Here is a 16,400-nt window from a genome sequence, read left to right as displayed (position 1 = left end):
AAACTTTTAGTGTTCGTCTGAACGGAAAGCGGTCTCGTAGGCGGAATAAAGAATCTGCGATACTTTCGGCCACGCGAAATCGAGAGACCGTTCCCTTGAAGCTTTTCCCATCTGCTGCAACCGTTCCGGGGCGCGCACAAGAGTCATTACCCCTGTTGCCATTGTGTCAGCATCGCCAGGGCTGCATAGTAGTGCGCTCTCTTCGGTCACATAATCCTTAATGCCGCCGATGTCGGTGGTGACGATGGGGAGCCCGCAGGCCATTCCTTCCAGTACCGAGTTGTTGGCGGTGCAATCCTTCATCGGCACCACGAGGAGCATCGCTTCCTGGTACTTGGCCAGAAGCTCCGCCTCGGGGATGCCGCTGTGGAAGCGCACGTTGCAGCACCCGTCGAAATAGGGGCGGTTGCGCTCCAGCGTAACCACGTCGAGGACGAGTTCGGGCGCCTTCACTGCGAGGAGCTTCGACACCGCGACCAGCGTGTCGAAATCCCTCAGCCAGTTCCCCACGAACAGGATCCGGTCCTCCTTCTTGAGTCCAGGATTGGGCCTGAAGAAGTCGGTATCGACGCCATGCGGTACGAAATGGATCTTCTCCGGGGCGACGAACTGGGAGAAGAAGGGGATCTGGTTGGTCCCGACCACCACGATGCCGTCCACGTTCTTGAGCGGTTCCCTGTTGCGGACGAACTCCTGGTGGGCCGCCGGGGGCTGGTGGAAGGAGACGAAGACCTTCTTGTTCGGGTCCTGGGAGCGCTCGGTGTGGTACAGGGAGTTCTCGCCGTACAGGTAATGGCAGACGTGCCGGTGCCTGCCGGGCGCGAGCTCGTTCACCGCGCTTTCCAACTCCAGGTCGCTGGGGTTGTACCAGCTCACCTCCTGCTTTGCCTGCTGGTACAGACGCTCGCGCTCTGCGTCGCTGACGGCGTCGAAGCTCACGGCTTTGGGAAGCCTGCGATGCGGGATGTAGTCGAGAAAGCGGTCGTAGCCGGAGTGGGGCGAGTGATGCGCGGTTCTCACGTTCACGAAATGAACCCGGATCCGGTCGCCGGTCTCCCGCGTCACGGCCCTGAGCGTCGCCTCCAGGTAGGCGTTGCCCCACCTGAGGTCGGGCTCGAGGTAGTTGGTCTCCGCCCACTCGTTCCACGATTTCACGAAAATCACCCGCTCGTCTTCAGGGCGGTCCTCCACGAGATCGACCGCTTCCTCCAGGTGCCGCTCGTACAGCTGCGGGGTGGAGCCATGCAGGACGAAGCCGTTCTTGCCCGAGCGCGGGGTGTTATCCCAGTTGGGCACCACGCACGGGTGGAAATCGCGGCGCAGCGTCTTGTCCGGGAAGGCGTTCTCCACGAAGGACTGGTAGGAGTAGACCTGCGGCAGCTCGGGCTTTTCCTTGCTGAAGAAGCGCCACTTGAGGATCTCCTTTTCCAGCTCCTCGTTGAGCGGCTGCACATCCTGCCGGGTCACCATGGCGACCGGGGGATTGGAGGAGTAGGCGTCGAAACCGCCGGGGACCGGGTCCCACGGGAAGTCCACCATGGCGACGAAGTGGAAGCCGCCGAGCCCTTCCTTGGCGGCCAGCTCGCGCCAGGTATTCATGAACAGCTCGGGCTCCTTCAGGTCCTTGGGCTTATAGATCCCGAAGATGTTCTTGCCGTTCACCTTGAGGTAGCGCGGGTCGCGGAAGGCGTCCAGCATGTGATAGAAGTGCGCGGTGTAGTCCTCGACGCCGGGATAGGTCTGCTCGATAAGGATGCGGTCCGGGCAGCCGTGCCAGACCCCGGACCAGGTGTGGTTGGCCCAGGCCAGGCAGAACGGGAAGTCCGGCTTGCCCGACTGCACCACCTCGCGGAACGGGCGCTCCAGAAGCCTCTTGCCGCCGCCGAACCAGTAGTGCCAGTAACAGAACCCTTCGATGCCGTACTCGCGCGCAAGGTTCGCCTGCTCCTCCCTCGACTCGGGGAGGCGCAGGTCGTAAAATCCGAGGTCTGCCGGGAGGTTAGGCTGCTGGTGCCCGATGAACAGGGGCTTTGCCTTAACGGTGTTGGTCCATTCGGTGAACCCGGGACCCCACCATTCGTCGTTCTCGGGGATCGGGTGGAATTGGGGGAGGTAGAGCGCGATAAGACGAGCTTTCGTCATTGTTTCCTCAAGGAAGGCTTGTGTCTTCAGGTCTTTTTATTGAGCGTGCGCGCTAGCATTGCGTGCGTACTGCAAAAGGTTCCCCCAGTTAACTGCAACTGGGTACTCCTTTTGCTGTGCTCTAGCGATTACTGTTAAGAAATTTTTGAAATGATGACCGTCTTGATTGCTGAATATATTTGATTCAGCGTCCAGATCACCTGCGGTTCTGACCTCATTGAAGCGAACTGGTATGTCATACTTGATCCCAAGCTCAATGAACTGAGGGATTTCTGCATAATTTTCCTTCATTACCGTCATGTTGATGCCGACGCTGTTGAATTTTGACCTGTTGTCGCTAATGAGTCTTAAGGCTTCATTTAAGTCAGACCATCTAGCGTTGCGTCTTATCATCTCGTATGTTTCGGCGGTCCCTGCATCAACAGATACATCTATAGTTGAAAAAGAATTGTGCTTGATAGCATCCCAGTATTTCGGCAGGAGCAATCCGTTGGTGAGGAGGGTAAATTTTGTGTCGGTTGAGGGTGTTGTGTGGTCGTTGCCTGTCAGCAATTTTCTAATGGTGGCACAGGCGAGAGGGTCGCCCGATCCTGTTAGAACGATCCTGCTTGTTGTGGCGAGATGGCTATTGACGTATTCGACGCTTTTTTCGAGCAGCTCTGGTTCTGCAGGTGCCTTCTTGCAAGAGCACATTATGCAATTTATATTGCATGTGGTTGTATTTGCAAAGTTGAATACTGTAGGAAGAGTTTTTAATTCTGTTTCCTTGTTGTTGATGTGCTGGGTAATCCGATCGAGAACTTCTGTGTTACTGACAAATGACCCTAGATTTCGCACCTTTCCTTTATACAAATATTCCTGAACCACCGGGCAGGACGGCTTGCAGACAGCCTCCCACCTATGGTTAATAATCTCATGTCTCATTTTCTGAGCGACTTCGCCATTCCAGATTTCATCAATGGTTTGTTCTCGCAAGTTTCCTAGAGGACGCTGAACATGTGCCGGACAGCAACAGAATACATTGCCTCCTAACGAGAATTCCATGAAGGCAAATGGGTGGGGGCAGAAAAAACTTGTCATCGCAATCTCCCGGGTCCAACTTTAAACAGCGTCTTTCGCGTAGGCATCGTTCAGCAGAACTCATAATGAAGACGCGTCTTGTCCTCTGGCACCGACGCTCGGTAGCCTTTATTTCATCGTTTGCAGAACTACATCATCTACCCATACTTCACCCTTAATCGCGTCCTGAGTTCCCTTCTCTATCGAGATGGAACCAGCCATGGAGCCACCTGTGGGAACTGTCACTACGAGAGTAGACTTTTGCCACACATTTTTCTTTTTTAAATCATAGCTGTGGCTAAAGGCGTTGCTTATCCATTTACCATCCTTGTAGATACCTATCTTCAGAGTCGGGGGCCTAAGGGGTGTGTCCCAGCTCTTGACATACAGCCAAGCGGAGACTTGATACTGTTTCCCCTGTTGGAGGGCGATTCGGGGCGACGCTGCGAAGTTATACAGGCCACTGGAGGAAGTGCCGCTAACTTTAAGGCTAGACTTGCCGCTTTTCTTGGGATTGGTGACGGTTGCGATGCTGATGGTTTTGGCCGGGGCCGACCAGCCGGCAACCCCGGCCTCGAAATCGTATTTATTCACTACCGCACCGGTTGCCGCTGGTGCAGCAGGGGGAGCAACGGTAGACTTCTTCGCAGTTTGCTGGGCCTGCGCGGAAACAGCCGCAGTCAGAAAGACAGTCGCTGTCAGTATAGCGGCTACTGTTTGTGTGCTTGCCTTAATCCTCATTGAAGTTGCTCCTTTTGACTGAGTGTTAAAAAAGATTTTATATGCCTTTTTTCGCAAAAAAACAAGTTGCTGTTGGCCGAGGTGCCTGTCGGAATATGGGCATTATTGAATACATACATCCCCTATATCGCAAACATTCTCATACTGCCTGACAACTATGGTGATTGCTCTCCAGCTGATACAATCGGCACAGGCAGGCCAGCTAAGGCCCATTGTCGGTAGCATTCTCTGGGACGGCTGCCAGGTGCTGCGGACGCGCGAGGCCGCTACCTCCCCCGCACCAGGTCGTACGCCTTCCTGAGCGGTCCCGTGACTTTCCAACTGAGCGAGTTCAAAAGATCCTCCACCCTTTGTTCCCTTTCCTGCAGTAGCGCCTCGTAACCCGCCTTTTGTTCCTGCTGCGCTCTTCTTGCCCGTGCCAGTTCCTCCTCCGCGGCCTTGAGCCGGTGCGCAGCCTGTTCCAGCGTCTCGCCCAGGTTTTGGATGGTCTCTTCCCGGGCAGCGATATGGTCCTGGGCCATGGCACTCTGCCGGGCAAGTTCCTCCATTGCCTGGCGGTTGCGCTGCTCCTGCTCCTGAATGCGGACGCTCTGCTGCTGCAGACGTTCCTCTAGCGCCCCCCTCTGCTGCTCTGCCGCGGCAACGCTGCGCTCGTGCAGCGCCACAAATTCAGCGACCCGCTCCTGCTCCTGCAGCATCGCCTCCTCGACCTGACGCAGGCGCTGTTGCAGTCCGCCGATCTCGACATCCTTCGATCGCAGCATCCCCTCCAGTTCGATCCGGGTCCGCCGCGCCTGCTCCTCGGCCTGGAGCAGGCGCTCGCTCAGTTCGGTGATCTCAGAGCCCTTCGAGCCCAGCTCACTTTCCAGTTCGAGCTGCGTCTGCCGCGCCTCCTCCTGCCGCTTCAACCCTTCGGCTACCCGCCTGGACTCCTCGGCAAGATGTTCCTCGATCTGCCGGATGTGCTCGTCGCGCGCCACAAGCTCTGCCGTGGCCTGCTCGAGGCTGGCGGCGACGTCTGCGCGTACCGCCTCGGCTGCATCGAGGTCGGCTTTTAGCTCTGCGCTGTGCTCCGCCAACGCGGTGAGCTCAGCCTCCCGCTGCAGCAGCCCTGCCTCCAACTTGGCCTGCAGCACCGAACGGTCGGCTAGCTCCAACTCCATCTGCCGAATCCGTTCGTCCCGGCTTTCCAGCTCCGTGGAGCGATAGTCGAGGTACCTTTCCAGTTCGGCACGCAGTTCGTCCGCGAGCGTCAGTTCGTTGGCCAGGTCGTTCAGCTGCTCCTTAAGGCCCGCCTTCTCGATCTTCTTGTTCGCCAGGCGCGCCTCGAGATGCGTGTGCTTGTCCTCGGTGGCTCTGGCCAGTGACAGGAGTTGCTCCGCGTGCTCCTGCGCCAGGGCCGTCTTCTGCCGCTCGCACGCCAGCAGGGCCTCCTGCTGCCGGGAGAGCTGGACGCTTATTTCGGCAAATTGCCTTTTCTGCAGGGTGAGTTCTTGTTCGAGATTCGGGATCACCCGCATTGTTTTCAGGTGCTCGAGATAAGCCTCGATGAAGCAGTTCAAAAGCGAGGCCTGCCTGGAGTTGAGCGGCGACTTCTTCATGCCGGAGAGTTCGCTGTAGAGGCTCGCGAAGGTTTCCACGTAGCGCTCGATGGTGAAGTTGTCGCAGTAGTGTTTGCGGGCTGCCTCGCCCATGGCGGCGCCGCGTGCCGGATCGCCGCAGAGCTCCACGATCTTGTCCGCCAGCGCCTCCGGATCCTGCACGGCGACGATGAAGCCGGTCTCTCCTTCGAGCACCATCTCGCGCGTCCCGCCGCAATCCGTCGCGACCACCGGTTTGCCGTGCGACATCGCCTCGAGGACCACCAGGGGGAAGGCCTCCTTGTTCGAGGGGAGCACGAAGAGGTCGGAGCCGGCCAGTATGTCGGCGACGTCGTTGCGGAAGCCCAGGTGGAACACCTTGCCCTCGATGTTGAGATCCTTCACCTGCTGGCGCAGTTCCGCGACCGCCTCGGGAGAGCCGCTGCCCGCTATGGCGAACAGCAGCCGTTCATCCCGCGCGCAGGCCTTGGCTGCTGCGGCTACCAGGTTGTCCACTCCCTTGTATTTCTGCAGCGACGTGACGCAGACCGCTATGCGCTGCTCCGGGGAGGCACCGAGTTCGGCGCGCAGCCTGTGCGGGTCGGTGGGAGCATGGCAGGGGACGCCGTTGTAGATGAGTCGCACCTTGGCCGGATCCACGAACCCGGCCAACTCGTCGCTCACCGCCTGAGAAACCGTGACGGCCCGGTCGGTGAGAAAACTGATGGATTCGTAGAGCAGGGGGAGGGGGAGGATCGCCTGCAGGCTCGGGTGGCCGTTGAGGATCTCGTGCACGTGCCAGACGTGCGGGATCCCCTTCAAGGCGGCGGCGATGGCGCCCCAGCATACGACCGAGGTGTTGGAGTGGATGACGTCCGGCTTCTCCTCGTCGATGATGCGCAAGAGCCGGTCCAGCGCCAGCGGGATCTCCTGCTGCGCGTGCAGCAGCCGGCCCTCGTTCTTCACCCACCATTCCAGCGGCAGGATGTGGGTCTTGACGCCGAGCTCGGCGAGCCTTTGCCTGAACAGGCCGTCACCCGGCAGCACCACGGCGGACTCGAAACGTTCCTGGTCCAGTCCCTCGATCAGCGACAGGGCGCAGTTTTCGGCGCCGAACAGGTACGACGAGTGGGAGATGAAGAGGATTTTCAGCTTAGGCATGTTCCAGGAACCTCGTGAGCAGCGATGGGGTGTACATAGGCTTGGCGACCGCGAAAACCAGCCGGAACAGGAGCCGCGGGTGGTATCTGAACAGGGCGGTCATAAGCGTCGCGGCTTCCCCGCTGAGACCGTTTTTAAGGAGCAGCCGGCACCAGGGCTTGTAGTTGTTGATGATCTGGCTCCTCTCGGCGAGGGTGAGCGGCGCGGCGAGGTAGCCTGCGACGTCTGCGCAGCCGGTCCGGGCGCCCTCGGCGCGCTCCTCGGCGAAGCGGCGCGCCAGCACCGCCAGACGGTGCTGCGACACCATGCGCTGCACGGTCACCGATTCGACGGTGAAGCGGTAGGCGTAAAGGGGCTGGGGGAGGTTGGCAAGCGGGTGGCGCTCGCTGAAGCGCAGCCACATGTCGTAGTCCTGCGCGGTGACGAACCTCTCGTCGTAGCCTCCCAGCTCGGCGAAACTGTCGCGCCGGAACATGATGGAGCCGTGCCAGAAGCAGTTGTAGCTGCGCAGGGTGGTGGCGATCTCGGCCGGCTCGGTCGGGTGGCGGAAGGTGGCGAGCTCCGCCCCTTGGCTGCTGATCACCTTGACGGCGGAGCCGACCAGGGCTATGTCTGGGTGCGAGTCGAGGAAATGGGCCTGGATGGCCAGGCGCCCGGGGAGCGAGCGGTCATCGGCATCCTGACGGGCGATGTACTCGCCGCGTGCCTCCCGGATGGCCAGGTTCAGCGACCTGGTAAGCCCCTGGTTGGCGTGCCTGATGATCCTGAGCCGGGGATCGGTGCAGGAGTCGAGGATGGCCGCCGTGCCGTCGGTCGAGCCGTCGTCCACCACGATCAGTTCGAAGTCGCGATGGGACTGGTCCAAGATGCTGTCCAGCGCTTCGCGCAGGTACCGCTTCCCGTTGTAGACGCTCATCACTACGGATATCAATGGCTTGCTCAAAACGGCACCCTGTGCACCACCTGCAGTATTACCGGCTTGCAGCCCGGATTAGTATCACAAAAGGATGTTTTTTTCTTCCATTAATTCCATGATGGTCTTGGCCGCCGCCTTGAGGTCGTCGGACTCGAGGAAGTGGAGGTCCGTGTTGTCCGGCAGAGCTCCCTCGACAAAGGACATGTGCACCGTGATCACGGTGTGGGGGTGCACCAGGGCCCGGATGATCTGGTGGTCGGCCAGGGCGAACGTGTTGGTGGTAGAGACCACGATCTGCCCGGCGCGGAGCAGGATCTGCGCGACCTCGCCGAAGCGGCGCACCATCTCTTCCTTGTCCGACCCGCTCAGATCGGTCCCGAGCCCGTACTGCAGGTTCTTGCCGTCGAGGAGGTAGACCTGCTTGCCGCCGTTGAACAGGCGGCGTTCCAGGTGCCTGGCCAGCCGGGCCTTGCCGCTTCCCTTCTCGCCGGTGAACAGGACGATGCCGGGGTAGTGGCCGTTTCTCTGGACCCTCTCGTCGAGGTGGATCTCGCCGCGTCGCCATTCGAAGTCACGCCTGCGCGCCTCGGCGCGGAAGGGCTCCTGCTCGTCCTTGAACACCTCCATGACGATGCCGCCCCCCTGGATGTCGTAACCCTCGATGATGACGAAGCGCCCGGTGGTGTCGATGTCGGCGTAGCGGTCCAGGGCGATGGGGCGGCGGGTCCTGATGATCACCTCGGCGACGTCGTTTTTCTCGATCCGCTGCGGGGATTCGCCGCGCCCCAGGGTCGAGGCGTCGATGATCCCGAGGATCGCCTCCACTTCCATTTCCACCTCGGTGGTGGCGATGCGGAGCAGGTACCTGCCGCCGGTGAGCACCGGATTTTTCCCCATCCAGAAGATGTTGGCCCTGAAGCGGTCGGAAACCTCGGGCGCGGCATCCTTGTGCGACGCCACCTCGCCCCTTTCCACGAAGATCTGCTCGTCCAGGGTGAACCCTGCCGACCTGCCGGCCGGGACCGAGTGGATGACGTTGGGCACGTTGAAGGCCTCGATGCTCTTCACCACGGCGGTCTTGTTGGACGGGGAGAACACCAGGGTGTCGCCGACGCTGAAGGTGCCGGCCTCGACCCTGCCCGCGATGATGCGCCTGGGGTCGAACTTGTAGATGTCCTGCACCGGGATCCTCAGCGGGAGATCGGTGCGCGCCGGGAGCTTCACGAAATGCGCCAGGCTTTCCAGGAGGGTGTGTCCCCGGTACCACGGCATCGCGGTGCTCGTCGCCGCCACGTTGTCGCCGTTGCGGGCGCTGGCGGGTATGAAGTATTGCGGCTCCAGCCTGAGCTGGGCGAGAAAGGCGCGGTACTCCTTTTCGATGGCGCGGAAGGCCTCCTCGCTGTACCCCACCAGGTCCATCTTGTTGACCACGACCACCACCTGCCGGATCCCCAGCAGACTCAACAGGTAGCCATGCCGCTTGGACTGCTCCTGGATCCCCTCGCCGGCGTCGATGATGAGGACCGCCGCCTCGGCCCGCGCGGCGCCGGAGATCATGTTCTTGAGGAACTCCTTGTGCCCCGGCGCATCGATGATGATGTACTGCCTCTCCCCCCAACTGAAGAAGGTGCGGGCGGTATCGATGGTGATCCCCTGCTCCTGCTCCTCGAGGAAGGCGTCGAACAGGAAGGCGTATTCGAAGACCTTGCCCTGCCGCGCGCAGATGTCCCGTACCTTGTCCAGGTGTCCCACCGGGAGCGAATCGGTGTCGGCGTAGAGACGCCCGAGCAGGGTGGATTTGCCGTGGTCGACGTGCCCTACGAAAACGATCTGGAAGTGCTCCTTGGCTGTTTCCATCACATGTACCCGTCTTTGCGCAGCTTCTCCATGCCGCGGTCCGCGTCCTGGGCCCGTCCGGAGCGTTCGGCGACCTTGGTGCTGCGCAGCTCGGTGATGATTTCGTCAACGGTCTTCGCGGTGGAGCGTATCGGGGTGGTGCAGGGGGCGCAGCCGAGGCTGCGGTAGCGAAGCCCCTCGCCGCGGTCGAAGTAAAGCGGAATCACCGGGATGTCTTCCTTCTTGATGTATTCCCAGATGTTGATCTCGGTCCAGTCCAAAAGCGGGTGGATGCGGACATGGGTGCCGGGCTCGAAGCGGGTCTTGAACTGGTCCCAAAGCTCGGGTGGCTGGTCCCTGAAGTCCCAGTCGTTGTTCTTGTCCCGGGGGGAGAAGTAGCGCTCCTTGGCCCGGGTCCCTTCTTCGTCCGACCTTACCCCGACGATGACGCCGTTGTAGCGCTTCTCGTCGAGCACCTGCTGCAGCCCCCGCGTCTTCAGCGCCGTGCAGCACTCCATCCTGCCGCGCTCCGGTGCCATCCCCGCCTCCAGGGCCTCCTTGTTCTGGCCCACCACCAGGGTGAGGTCCCAGTCCCTCGCCAGGCGATCCCGGTATTCGATCATCTCCTTGATCTTGTAGGACGTGTCTATGTGCACCAGCGGAATGGGGGCGTGCCCGAAAAAGGCCTTGCGCATGAGCCAAAGCAGCACGGTGGAGTCTTTCCCGATCGACCACAGCATGCAGAGGTTGTCGAAGTTCTTGTAGGCCTCGCGCAGGATGTAGACCGACTTGTCCTCGAGCTCTTCCAAGTGTTTCATGGCGAGACTCCAGCCCCGGAGCAGGCTGCTTCGGCACCTGCCTGCTTCGGTTCCCGGTCGCGGAGGTAGTCGAGGATCAGCGCCACCGAGCGGTCTATGTCCAGCTGCGCAGTGTCCACCACCAGTTCCGGAGCGGGCGGTTCCTCGTAGGGGCTGTCAATGCCGGTGAATTCCGGCAGCTCGCCGGCGCGCGACTTCCGGTAGAGCCCTTTGGGGTCGCGCTTCTCGCAGACGTCCAGCGCGCACTTGACGTGGATCTCGATGAAGTCGCCCGGCTCGAAGAGGGCGCGGACCCGGTCCCGGTCCTCCCGGTAGGGAGAGATGAAGGCCGCCAGCACCACCACGCCGGCGTCGGTGAACAGTTTGGCCACCTCGCCGACCCGCCTGATGTTCTCGCGCCGGTCGTGCTCGGAGAAGCCGAGGTCGCTGTTCAGGCCGTGGCGCACGTTGTCCCCGTCGAGGATGTAGGTGTACCACCCCTTTTCGAAGAGCCGTTCTTCGACCCTCTGGGCCAGGGTCGATTTGCCCGCACCGGACAGGCCGGTAAACCACAGCACCATGGAGGGATGACCGTTGCGTTGCAGGTAGTCCTCGCGGCAGAGCTTTCTGTGTTCCCATCTGATGTTGCTGTTCTTTTTTGTCATGACGACTCCAGAAGCGGTTACGGGAATGACTGCCGTTGCCTGGGCGGTCACAGCTGTTCCTGGTACAACTCGATGCCGAAGGCGTTGATGATCCGCGCCACTGCCCTGCGCTCGTCTTCCGGCAGCGCGTGCCGCGGGTCGGTCAGCGCCTGCGTGGAGCGGTCGGTGGGCTTTTGGGAGCAGGTCCTGGAGAGCTCGGCGAGCGCCTGCCTCCGGCTCGGCGTGAACTCGAGCCCCAAAAGGCCGAGCAGTCGCGCCGCTTCTGCCTCGGGGTGTGCCGCCAATTCCTCGTAGCGGCAGAACAGCCACGGGTAGTGCGGCAGCTGCCGCAAGGGGACCAGGTTCTCCAGGCACCACATCACCGCGTGTTTTTGCACGCTCCCCTGTGCCGATTCGATCACGGGGAGGTACGGTGCCAGGAAGTCCTGCACCAGGCGCGGTTGGCAGAGATAGGCCTCGATGTGGGAGTCCCACTGCTGCTTCACGCGGGACGCGATCACGGCGTAAGGGTGGCGGACCAGGTAGACGATGCGGCAGGGAAAATTGTTGCTGAGCCAGGCCAGCATGCCGTTGGCGCGGATCTCCTTGATCACCACGGCACCCGAGTCCCGCTCCGGATCCAGCCGCTTTCGGTCCTGGTCGGTCCAGTCGTTGCCGATCCGGCCGCTGAAGAGAGCCTCCACCTTCGAGTGCCACCGGGGCTGCGCCTCCGCCGGGGGGAAGTAGGGGCGCATGCCGAGCTCGGCGAATTCCGCCACCCTGCGGCACTCGAAAGGCTCGAAGATGATGCGGCGGTCGTCTCCGGCGATCACGTTGCCCAGCCAGGTGGTCCCGCTGCGCCCCGAGCCGGCGACCATGATGATGTCTGCTGCTTGTGAAGTCACCCCGTCCCCCTCTCCCACAGCGACAGGCCGTAATCGAGCTGCAGCCTCCGCTTCAGTTCGTCGGTGGAGATTTCCTGGCGCTCTTTGTCCAGGGTGAGCAAAAGTCTCCCGTACCTGGCGCAGAAGCGCCCCAGCACCTCGTACTTGTTGCCGAATTCGAGCCGGAGCGTCTTGTCCTCCATCCTCTGGATGAAGCTGTTGATCTCCTCGTATCGGCAGCCGAGCTCGATCATCACCCGCATCACGGTGAGCAGCCGGTCCGCCAGCATCTGCTCGTAGTCGAGGGGGACGTAGTCGATCCCTTCCCGCTGGAACAAGGCGGCCATGCGGCGCTCCTTGGCGAGGATGTCGATGATCTCCTTCCACATCCGGGCATCGGAGAGCTCGACGTGGTCCTGTTTCTGTTCCGTGGTTTTGGCGGTGAAGTCGTGCCAGTGGCCGGTCGTCTTGGCGCGTCCGAAGGAGAAGGCCTGGCTCACCAGGTCGCGGCGGGTCATCCAGAAGCAGCGCGTGATCTCCGCCGGGAAGAGGGTGCGGAAGTCGATGAGCGGCAGCAGGTGGCTCAGGCGCCACTCGTCGATCTTGAACCCGAACCTGCCGCCGCTGGAAAACTGCGTCACCGCCCCGGTGAAGTATTCCTTGAAGTTGGCCGCCTCGATGCTTTTGTTGAACCGGGGCATCAAGGTCTCGTTGAACAGCTCGTGGGGGTGGCCGCAGATGCCGGAGTCCTCCAGGAGGTGGGTGAGCCAGGTGCTGCCGCAGCGGCCCGTGATGAAGATGATGTAGATGCAATCCACCCCGGCCGCCTGCCAGTCGTGGGACTCGACCCGGTTGGCGGAGATATCGGCGGCGTCCTGCCCGAAGAAGTTCAGTATGTTGTTGTTCACGTAGTACCTCCGTGCAGCCGCTGCTGTCACCTAGATCCTGATCCACTGGGGGGGCACGATGTCGCGGGTATCTATCTCGGGCTTGGCAAACCATCTCAGGGGGGCGATCACCCGCTTGCCGGGGTTGCCGGAGAGCCAGGCGCCCCACCAGCTGAAACTGCTGTTGGCAATGATGAAGTGCTTGCAGGTGCGCATCAGCCTCAGGTCTTCGTGCCCATTGGATGCGTCGTTGCCCTCGATGCAGACGGCGGGGCCGGGCGGGGTTATGTTCTCCCGTGCCCATTGCGGGTCATCCGAGAAGATGAAAAACACCGGGTCCGGAACCATCCCGGCCATGCGCCGCATTGCCTCCTGGTAGTACTCGAGGGGCAAGACGCCGTGGTGCAGGGTCGTCTTCGGGTTGGTCACGTAATCGGAGCGGCGTACATGCACGGCGACGGCATTGCTCGCCTCGATCCGGCCCGCCATCTTCATGGCCCCCTCTGCGGGGGGAGTGCGGAGCTGGAACTCGTCGAGAAGCAACTCCCGGATCTGGGTGAAGTACCGCTCGGTCTGCCAGAAGCCGTGCAGGTAGATCTCGCCGCGCGCCTGCAGAATCGCCGGGTCGAACAGCCTGCTTTTTTGCATCAGGCGCAGGTAGTGCTGCGGGTCTGCGGCTTCCATCTCCCGGAAATGGGCGACTTCCGCGGCGCTGGCGATGGAGCCGCGCACCTTGAACCTGTGCAGTTCGTACTCCCGGAGCGGATCGTCGGCGAAGGCGCCGGTATCGATCTTCAACTCGGTGCCGTTCAGCAAGGCGAGGTGCCGGCCCAGTGCGTACTGGAACATCTGGTTGCCCAGGCCGTTGTAAGCCCTGACGATCACCATGGGATCATCCCCTCTGCCAGACGTCTTTCTTCACGAAGATGGTGTTGATGTTGGTGTCGGCGTAGTTGATGTATCCGGCGTCGGTAACTTTCCGGATCAGGTCCTGGTTCTTCACCCCCATCCCCTTGTTGGAGAAGGAGATGGTCTCCACGCATATGGCCGTGAAGGGAAGGTTGTTGGAGATGATCGAGTCGATGATGATCTCGTCGACCCCTTCGGCGTCTATCGAGATGAAATCAGGGCACTTGCCGCCGCAGTGCTGCTCCAGCACGCTCAGAATGGTGGTGCAGGGGATGGTGACTGTCTGTTTGAGGTTGAAGCCGTGCCTGGTCACGAACTCATCGGCGACCTCGCGGGAGAAGGTGCTGAAAACCGGTGGATCGATGACGTAAAAGACGCTCTCCCCCTCGGTGTCGGAGATGCCGGCGTTCAGGTTGATGTCCGCCGGTCTTTCCTGCTCGAACAGGGCGAAAAGCTCGGGGTTGGGCTCGATGCTGATGCCGCGGGAGCCCCCCAGGTGGAACAGCGCCGTGTTGTTGATCCTGAAGGGATGGTGGGCGCCGACATCAATGTAGGAGGGGCGCTCCACCTTGAGCGAGTTGAAGATGTGGCGCAGGATCAGGTCTTCGCCGCACTGGGAGAAGCTCCGTTTGGCGTATCGGTCAGCGGATTCGGTCATACTCGATGTCGCACTCCTTGTTTACCACGGTGTAATGCCTGAACTGCAGATCCCGGTTGGCTATCTGGAAGGTGACGGCTTCGTGGACGATGTGGTTCTGCACGTGGCTGTGGTAGGTGCCGTCCGCGACAGCCGCCGTCAGGGAGTAGTTGCCGTTCTTCAGATAGGGGAGCCTGAAGGAGAATTTCACCACGTGGGCTTCGCCCGCTGCCATCTCGGGGATCTCCTTTTCCAGGAAGAAGCTGTTGACGCCGAAGATAAGGATGCCGAGGCTGTTTTTGATGTCGATGGAGAGGATGGGCTGGAGGACGGGCTCCTTTACCTGCAGCTCCATGACGAAGGCGACCGGTTCTCCCCCTTCCAGCAGCTCCGCCGGTTCTTCCGTTTCCGAATTGAAAAAGGCGACCCGGGTGATGATCGCGCTTCTGTCTCCCACGCTGGCGCACCCCGCGACGTCCTGCCACTGGTAGGAGGCCGGCGCGCCTGAAGCGGCCGCCGCATCTGCCTGGATCTGGGTCGGCACCATGTCGTAGGCCATGAAATTCGCGAAGCGCTTGCACACTTCCTTGGAGTCGCCCATTTCGACGATCTTCCCGTTCCCGATCCAGATGGCCTTGCGGCAGAAGGTCTTTATCGATGCCATGTCGTGCGAGACGAAGAGCACCGTCACCCCTTTGTCGATGAACTCGTTGATCTTGCGCAGGCACTTTTGTTTGAACCTGCTGTCTCCGACGCTCAGGGCTTCGTCGACGATGAGGATGTCGGGCTCGACGCTGGCGGCGACCGCGAAGGCAAGGCGCACCATCATCCCGCTGGAATAGGTCTTGACCGGCTGGTGGATGAAGTCGCCGATGTCGGCGAAGGAGAGTATCTCGTCCAGCTTGCGGTCCATGGCGTCGCGGGAGAAGCCCAGGATGGCCCCGTTGAAATAGACGTTCTCGAGGCCGCTGATGTCGGGGTTGAAGCCGGCCCCCAGCTCCAGCAGCGCCGAGATCTTTCCCGTTACTTCGACCGACCCCGTGGTGGGGGCGATGACACCGGTGATTGCCTTCAGCAGGGTGGACTTGCCGGCGCCGTTGGGGCCGATCAGGCCAATGGTCTCCCCGCTGGCCACGTCCAGGTCGATCCCCTGCAGCGCGTAGAACTCGCGGTGGTACTTTTTGCCGAAGGGGTGCAGAGCCTCCTTCAACCGCTCGGTCGGGGAATCGTAAAGTTTATAGACCTTGGAGAGGTTGCGTATCTTTATGATCGGGTTGTGCAAATCGCGTCCTTGTTGCCTTTTGCCCTGCCAGCCGAAAAAAAAGCTGCCGGCAAGGTCAAATTACATCCGCAAAATGGGGCCTGAGTCTCCGGAACACCAGGGCACCCAGGATGAAGGTCGCCACCGTGAAAGACCAGAAGAACAATGCAGCCCCGATGTTTTCCCAGAACCAGACTTTGTGAATGAAGCTGTCCCTGTAGCCGTTCACCAGGTAGAAGATCGGGTTGAACTTGACCACCGCCTGATATTTGGGGGGCAAAATGGTGACGCTCCAGAAGATCGGGGTAAGAAAGAAGCCGAACTGGAGCAGGATGGCGATGATCTGCCTCAGGTCACGGAAGAAGATCACCACCGAGGCCGTGAGCCAGGAAAGGCCGGTAACCAGGACCAGGGTGGCCAGGAGGTAGTAAAGCACCTGGAGCCAGTAGAGGTCCGGGGGGTAGCCGTAGCAGGCGAAGAGGATGCCGACGAAGACGAGGAAGAAGGCATGGATGGCGAGGGCCGACAGAATCTTGATGATGGGCAGTATGCCGATGCTGAAAGCCACCTTCTTCACGACGAAGGCGTTTTGCGCTACCGAGTTCATGCCGTTGTTAACTGAATCGCTGAAGAAGTTCCAAATGATCATCCCCACGATGTACCAGAGTATGTAGGGGAAGTCCTGTACCGGCTTGGAACGAAAGCCTATCTGGAAAACGAACCAGAAGATGAAGATATTGGCGATCGGAAGAAGAAACGCCCAGATCATGCCCAGATATGAACCGAGATAGTTTGCTTTGAAGTCCCGCTTGGTCAGCTCGTAAATGACATTCTTCTTCTCAGAGAGCTCTCTGATGAAGCCGGAGAACATTTTAATGTTTTGCATGCTGGCCATAGATTAGGAAAAGTACAGTAAGGGTGGACACTGAGCGAACAATACTCCAGT

General features: G+C 60.7%; 14 protein-coding genes. All 14 read right to left on the bottom strand.

Annotated features, from left to right (window positions below; all coding sequences use genetic code 11):
- Positions 1-6 precede the first annotated feature (6 nt).
- The 14 genes from H7687_RS13620 to H7687_RS13555 all read right to left on the bottom strand — a co-directional run bounded on the left by H7687_RS13620 (position 7) and on the right by H7687_RS13555 (position 16,340).
- Entirely contained in the window at positions 7-2,142 is a 2,136-nt protein-coding gene (locus tag H7687_RS13620) for a glycoside hydrolase family 99-like domain-containing protein (protein ID WP_183348268.1), read from the bottom strand.
- Between the two features lie 36 nt (positions 2,143-2,178).
- Positions 2,179-3,222 (bottom strand): radical SAM protein, encoded by a 1,044-nt coding sequence (locus tag H7687_RS13615; RefSeq protein ID WP_183348259.1) that lies wholly within the window; start codon positions 3,220-3,222, stop codon positions 2,179-2,181.
- 108 nt (positions 3,223-3,330) lie between these two features.
- Complete coding sequence (locus tag H7687_RS13610; RefSeq protein WP_183348250.1) at positions 3,331-3,942, bottom strand: carbohydrate binding domain-containing protein; 612 nt, start codon at positions 3,940-3,942, stop codon at positions 3,331-3,333.
- Positions 3,943-4,208: 266 nt separating this feature from the next.
- Positions 4,209-6,683, bottom strand: coding sequence for a glycosyltransferase family 4 protein (locus H7687_RS13605; protein WP_183348248.1), 2,475 nt, complete (start codon positions 6,681-6,683; stop codon positions 4,209-4,211).
- Positions 6,676-7,626: a glycosyltransferase family 2 protein gene (locus H7687_RS13600; RefSeq protein WP_183348246.1), complete on the bottom strand. Its 951-nt coding sequence runs from the start codon at positions 7,624-7,626 to the stop codon at positions 6,676-6,678. Before H7687_RS13600 ends, H7687_RS13605 begins: the two co-directional genes overlap by 8 nt.
- A 54-nt stretch (positions 7,627-7,680) precedes the next feature.
- Positions 7,681-9,456, bottom strand: coding sequence for a GTP-binding protein (locus tag H7687_RS13595; protein WP_183348245.1), 1,776 nt, complete (start codon positions 9,454-9,456; stop codon positions 7,681-7,683).
- Positions 9,456-10,253: a sulfate adenylyltransferase subunit CysD gene (cysD, locus tag H7687_RS13590; RefSeq protein ID WP_183348244.1), complete on the bottom strand. Its 798-nt coding sequence runs from the start codon at positions 10,251-10,253 to the stop codon at positions 9,456-9,458. The genes H7687_RS13595 and cysD overlap by 1 nt, the downstream gene beginning before the upstream one ends.
- Positions 10,250-10,897, bottom strand: coding sequence for an adenylyl-sulfate kinase (gene cysC / locus H7687_RS13585; protein WP_183348243.1), 648 nt, complete (start codon positions 10,895-10,897; stop codon positions 10,250-10,252). Before cysC ends, cysD begins: the two co-directional genes overlap by 4 nt.
- Before the next feature lie 47 nt (positions 10,898-10,944).
- Positions 10,945-11,781, bottom strand: coding sequence for a sulfotransferase domain-containing protein (locus H7687_RS13580; protein ID WP_183348242.1), 837 nt, complete (start codon positions 11,779-11,781; stop codon positions 10,945-10,947).
- Positions 11,778-12,668: a Stf0 family sulfotransferase gene (locus H7687_RS13575; protein ID WP_183348241.1), complete on the bottom strand. Its 891-nt coding sequence runs from the start codon at positions 12,666-12,668 to the stop codon at positions 11,778-11,780. Before H7687_RS13575 ends, H7687_RS13580 begins: the two co-directional genes overlap by 4 nt.
- Positions 12,669-12,698: 30 nt before the next feature.
- The gene (locus H7687_RS13570; protein ID WP_183348240.1) at positions 12,699-13,535 is read right to left on the bottom strand and encodes an alpha-1,2-fucosyltransferase; all 837 of its coding nucleotides are present in this window, start codon (positions 13,533-13,535) and stop codon (positions 12,699-12,701) included.
- A gap of 4 nt (positions 13,536-13,539) precedes the next feature.
- Positions 13,540-14,214, bottom strand: a complete 675-nt coding sequence (locus tag H7687_RS13565) for an FkbM family methyltransferase (protein WP_183348238.1) — start codon at positions 14,212-14,214, stop codon at positions 13,540-13,542.
- Positions 14,198-15,475 carry an ABC transporter ATP-binding protein gene (locus H7687_RS13560; protein WP_183348237.1) on the bottom strand — a complete coding sequence of 426 codons (1,278 nt, stop codon included), beginning with the start codon at positions 15,473-15,475 and terminating at the stop codon, positions 14,198-14,200. Before H7687_RS13560 ends, H7687_RS13565 begins: the two co-directional genes overlap by 17 nt.
- A 55-nt stretch (positions 15,476-15,530) precedes the next feature.
- On the bottom strand, positions 15,531-16,340 hold the full coding sequence (locus H7687_RS13555; RefSeq protein WP_183348236.1) for an ABC transporter permease: 810 nt from the start codon (positions 16,338-16,340) through the stop codon (positions 15,531-15,533).
- Between the last annotated feature and the right edge of the window lie 60 nt (positions 16,341-16,400).

The sequence above is a fragment of the Geomonas paludis genome (assembly GCF_014193585.1).
Taxonomy (GTDB): domain Bacteria; phylum Desulfobacterota; class Desulfuromonadia; order Geobacterales; family Geobacteraceae; genus Geomonas; species Geomonas paludis.
Note: the sequence above shows the minus strand (reverse complement) of the source record. Positions and strands in the feature narration are given on the sequence as shown.

Excerpts from the sequence above, each read along its gene's own strand:
- H7687_RS13620 (WP_183348268.1), bottom strand. The coding sequence starts at position 2,142 with ATGACGAAAGCTCGTCTTATCGCGCTCTACCTCCCCCAATTCCACCCG.
- H7687_RS13615 (WP_183348259.1), bottom strand. The coding sequence starts at position 3,222 with ATGACAAGTTTTTTCTGCCCCCACCCATTTGCCTTCATGGAATTCTCG.
- H7687_RS13610 (WP_183348250.1), bottom strand. The coding sequence starts at position 3,942 with ATGAGGATTAAGGCAAGCACACAAACAGTAGCCGCTATACTGACAGCG.
- H7687_RS13605 (WP_183348248.1), bottom strand. The coding sequence starts at position 6,683 with ATGCCTAAGCTGAAAATCCTCTTCATCTCCCACTCGTCGTACCTGTTC.
- H7687_RS13595 (WP_183348245.1), bottom strand. The coding sequence starts at position 9,456 with ATGGAAACAGCCAAGGAGCACTTCCAGATCGTTTTCGTAGGGCACGTC.
- cysD (WP_183348244.1), bottom strand. The coding sequence starts at position 10,253 with ATGAAACACTTGGAAGAGCTCGAGGACAAGTCGGTCTACATCCTGCGC.
- cysC (WP_183348243.1), bottom strand. The coding sequence starts at position 10,897 with ATGACAAAAAAGAACAGCAACATCAGATGGGAACACAGAAAGCTCTGC.
- H7687_RS13570 (WP_183348240.1), bottom strand. The coding sequence starts at position 13,535 with ATGGTGATCGTCAGGGCTTACAACGGCCTGGGCAACCAGATGTTCCAG.
- H7687_RS13565 (WP_183348238.1), bottom strand. The coding sequence starts at position 14,214 with ATGACCGAATCCGCTGACCGATACGCCAAACGGAGCTTCTCCCAGTGC.
- H7687_RS13555 (WP_183348236.1), bottom strand. The coding sequence starts at position 16,340 with ATGCAAAACATTAAAATGTTCTCCGGCTTCATCAGAGAGCTCTCTGAG.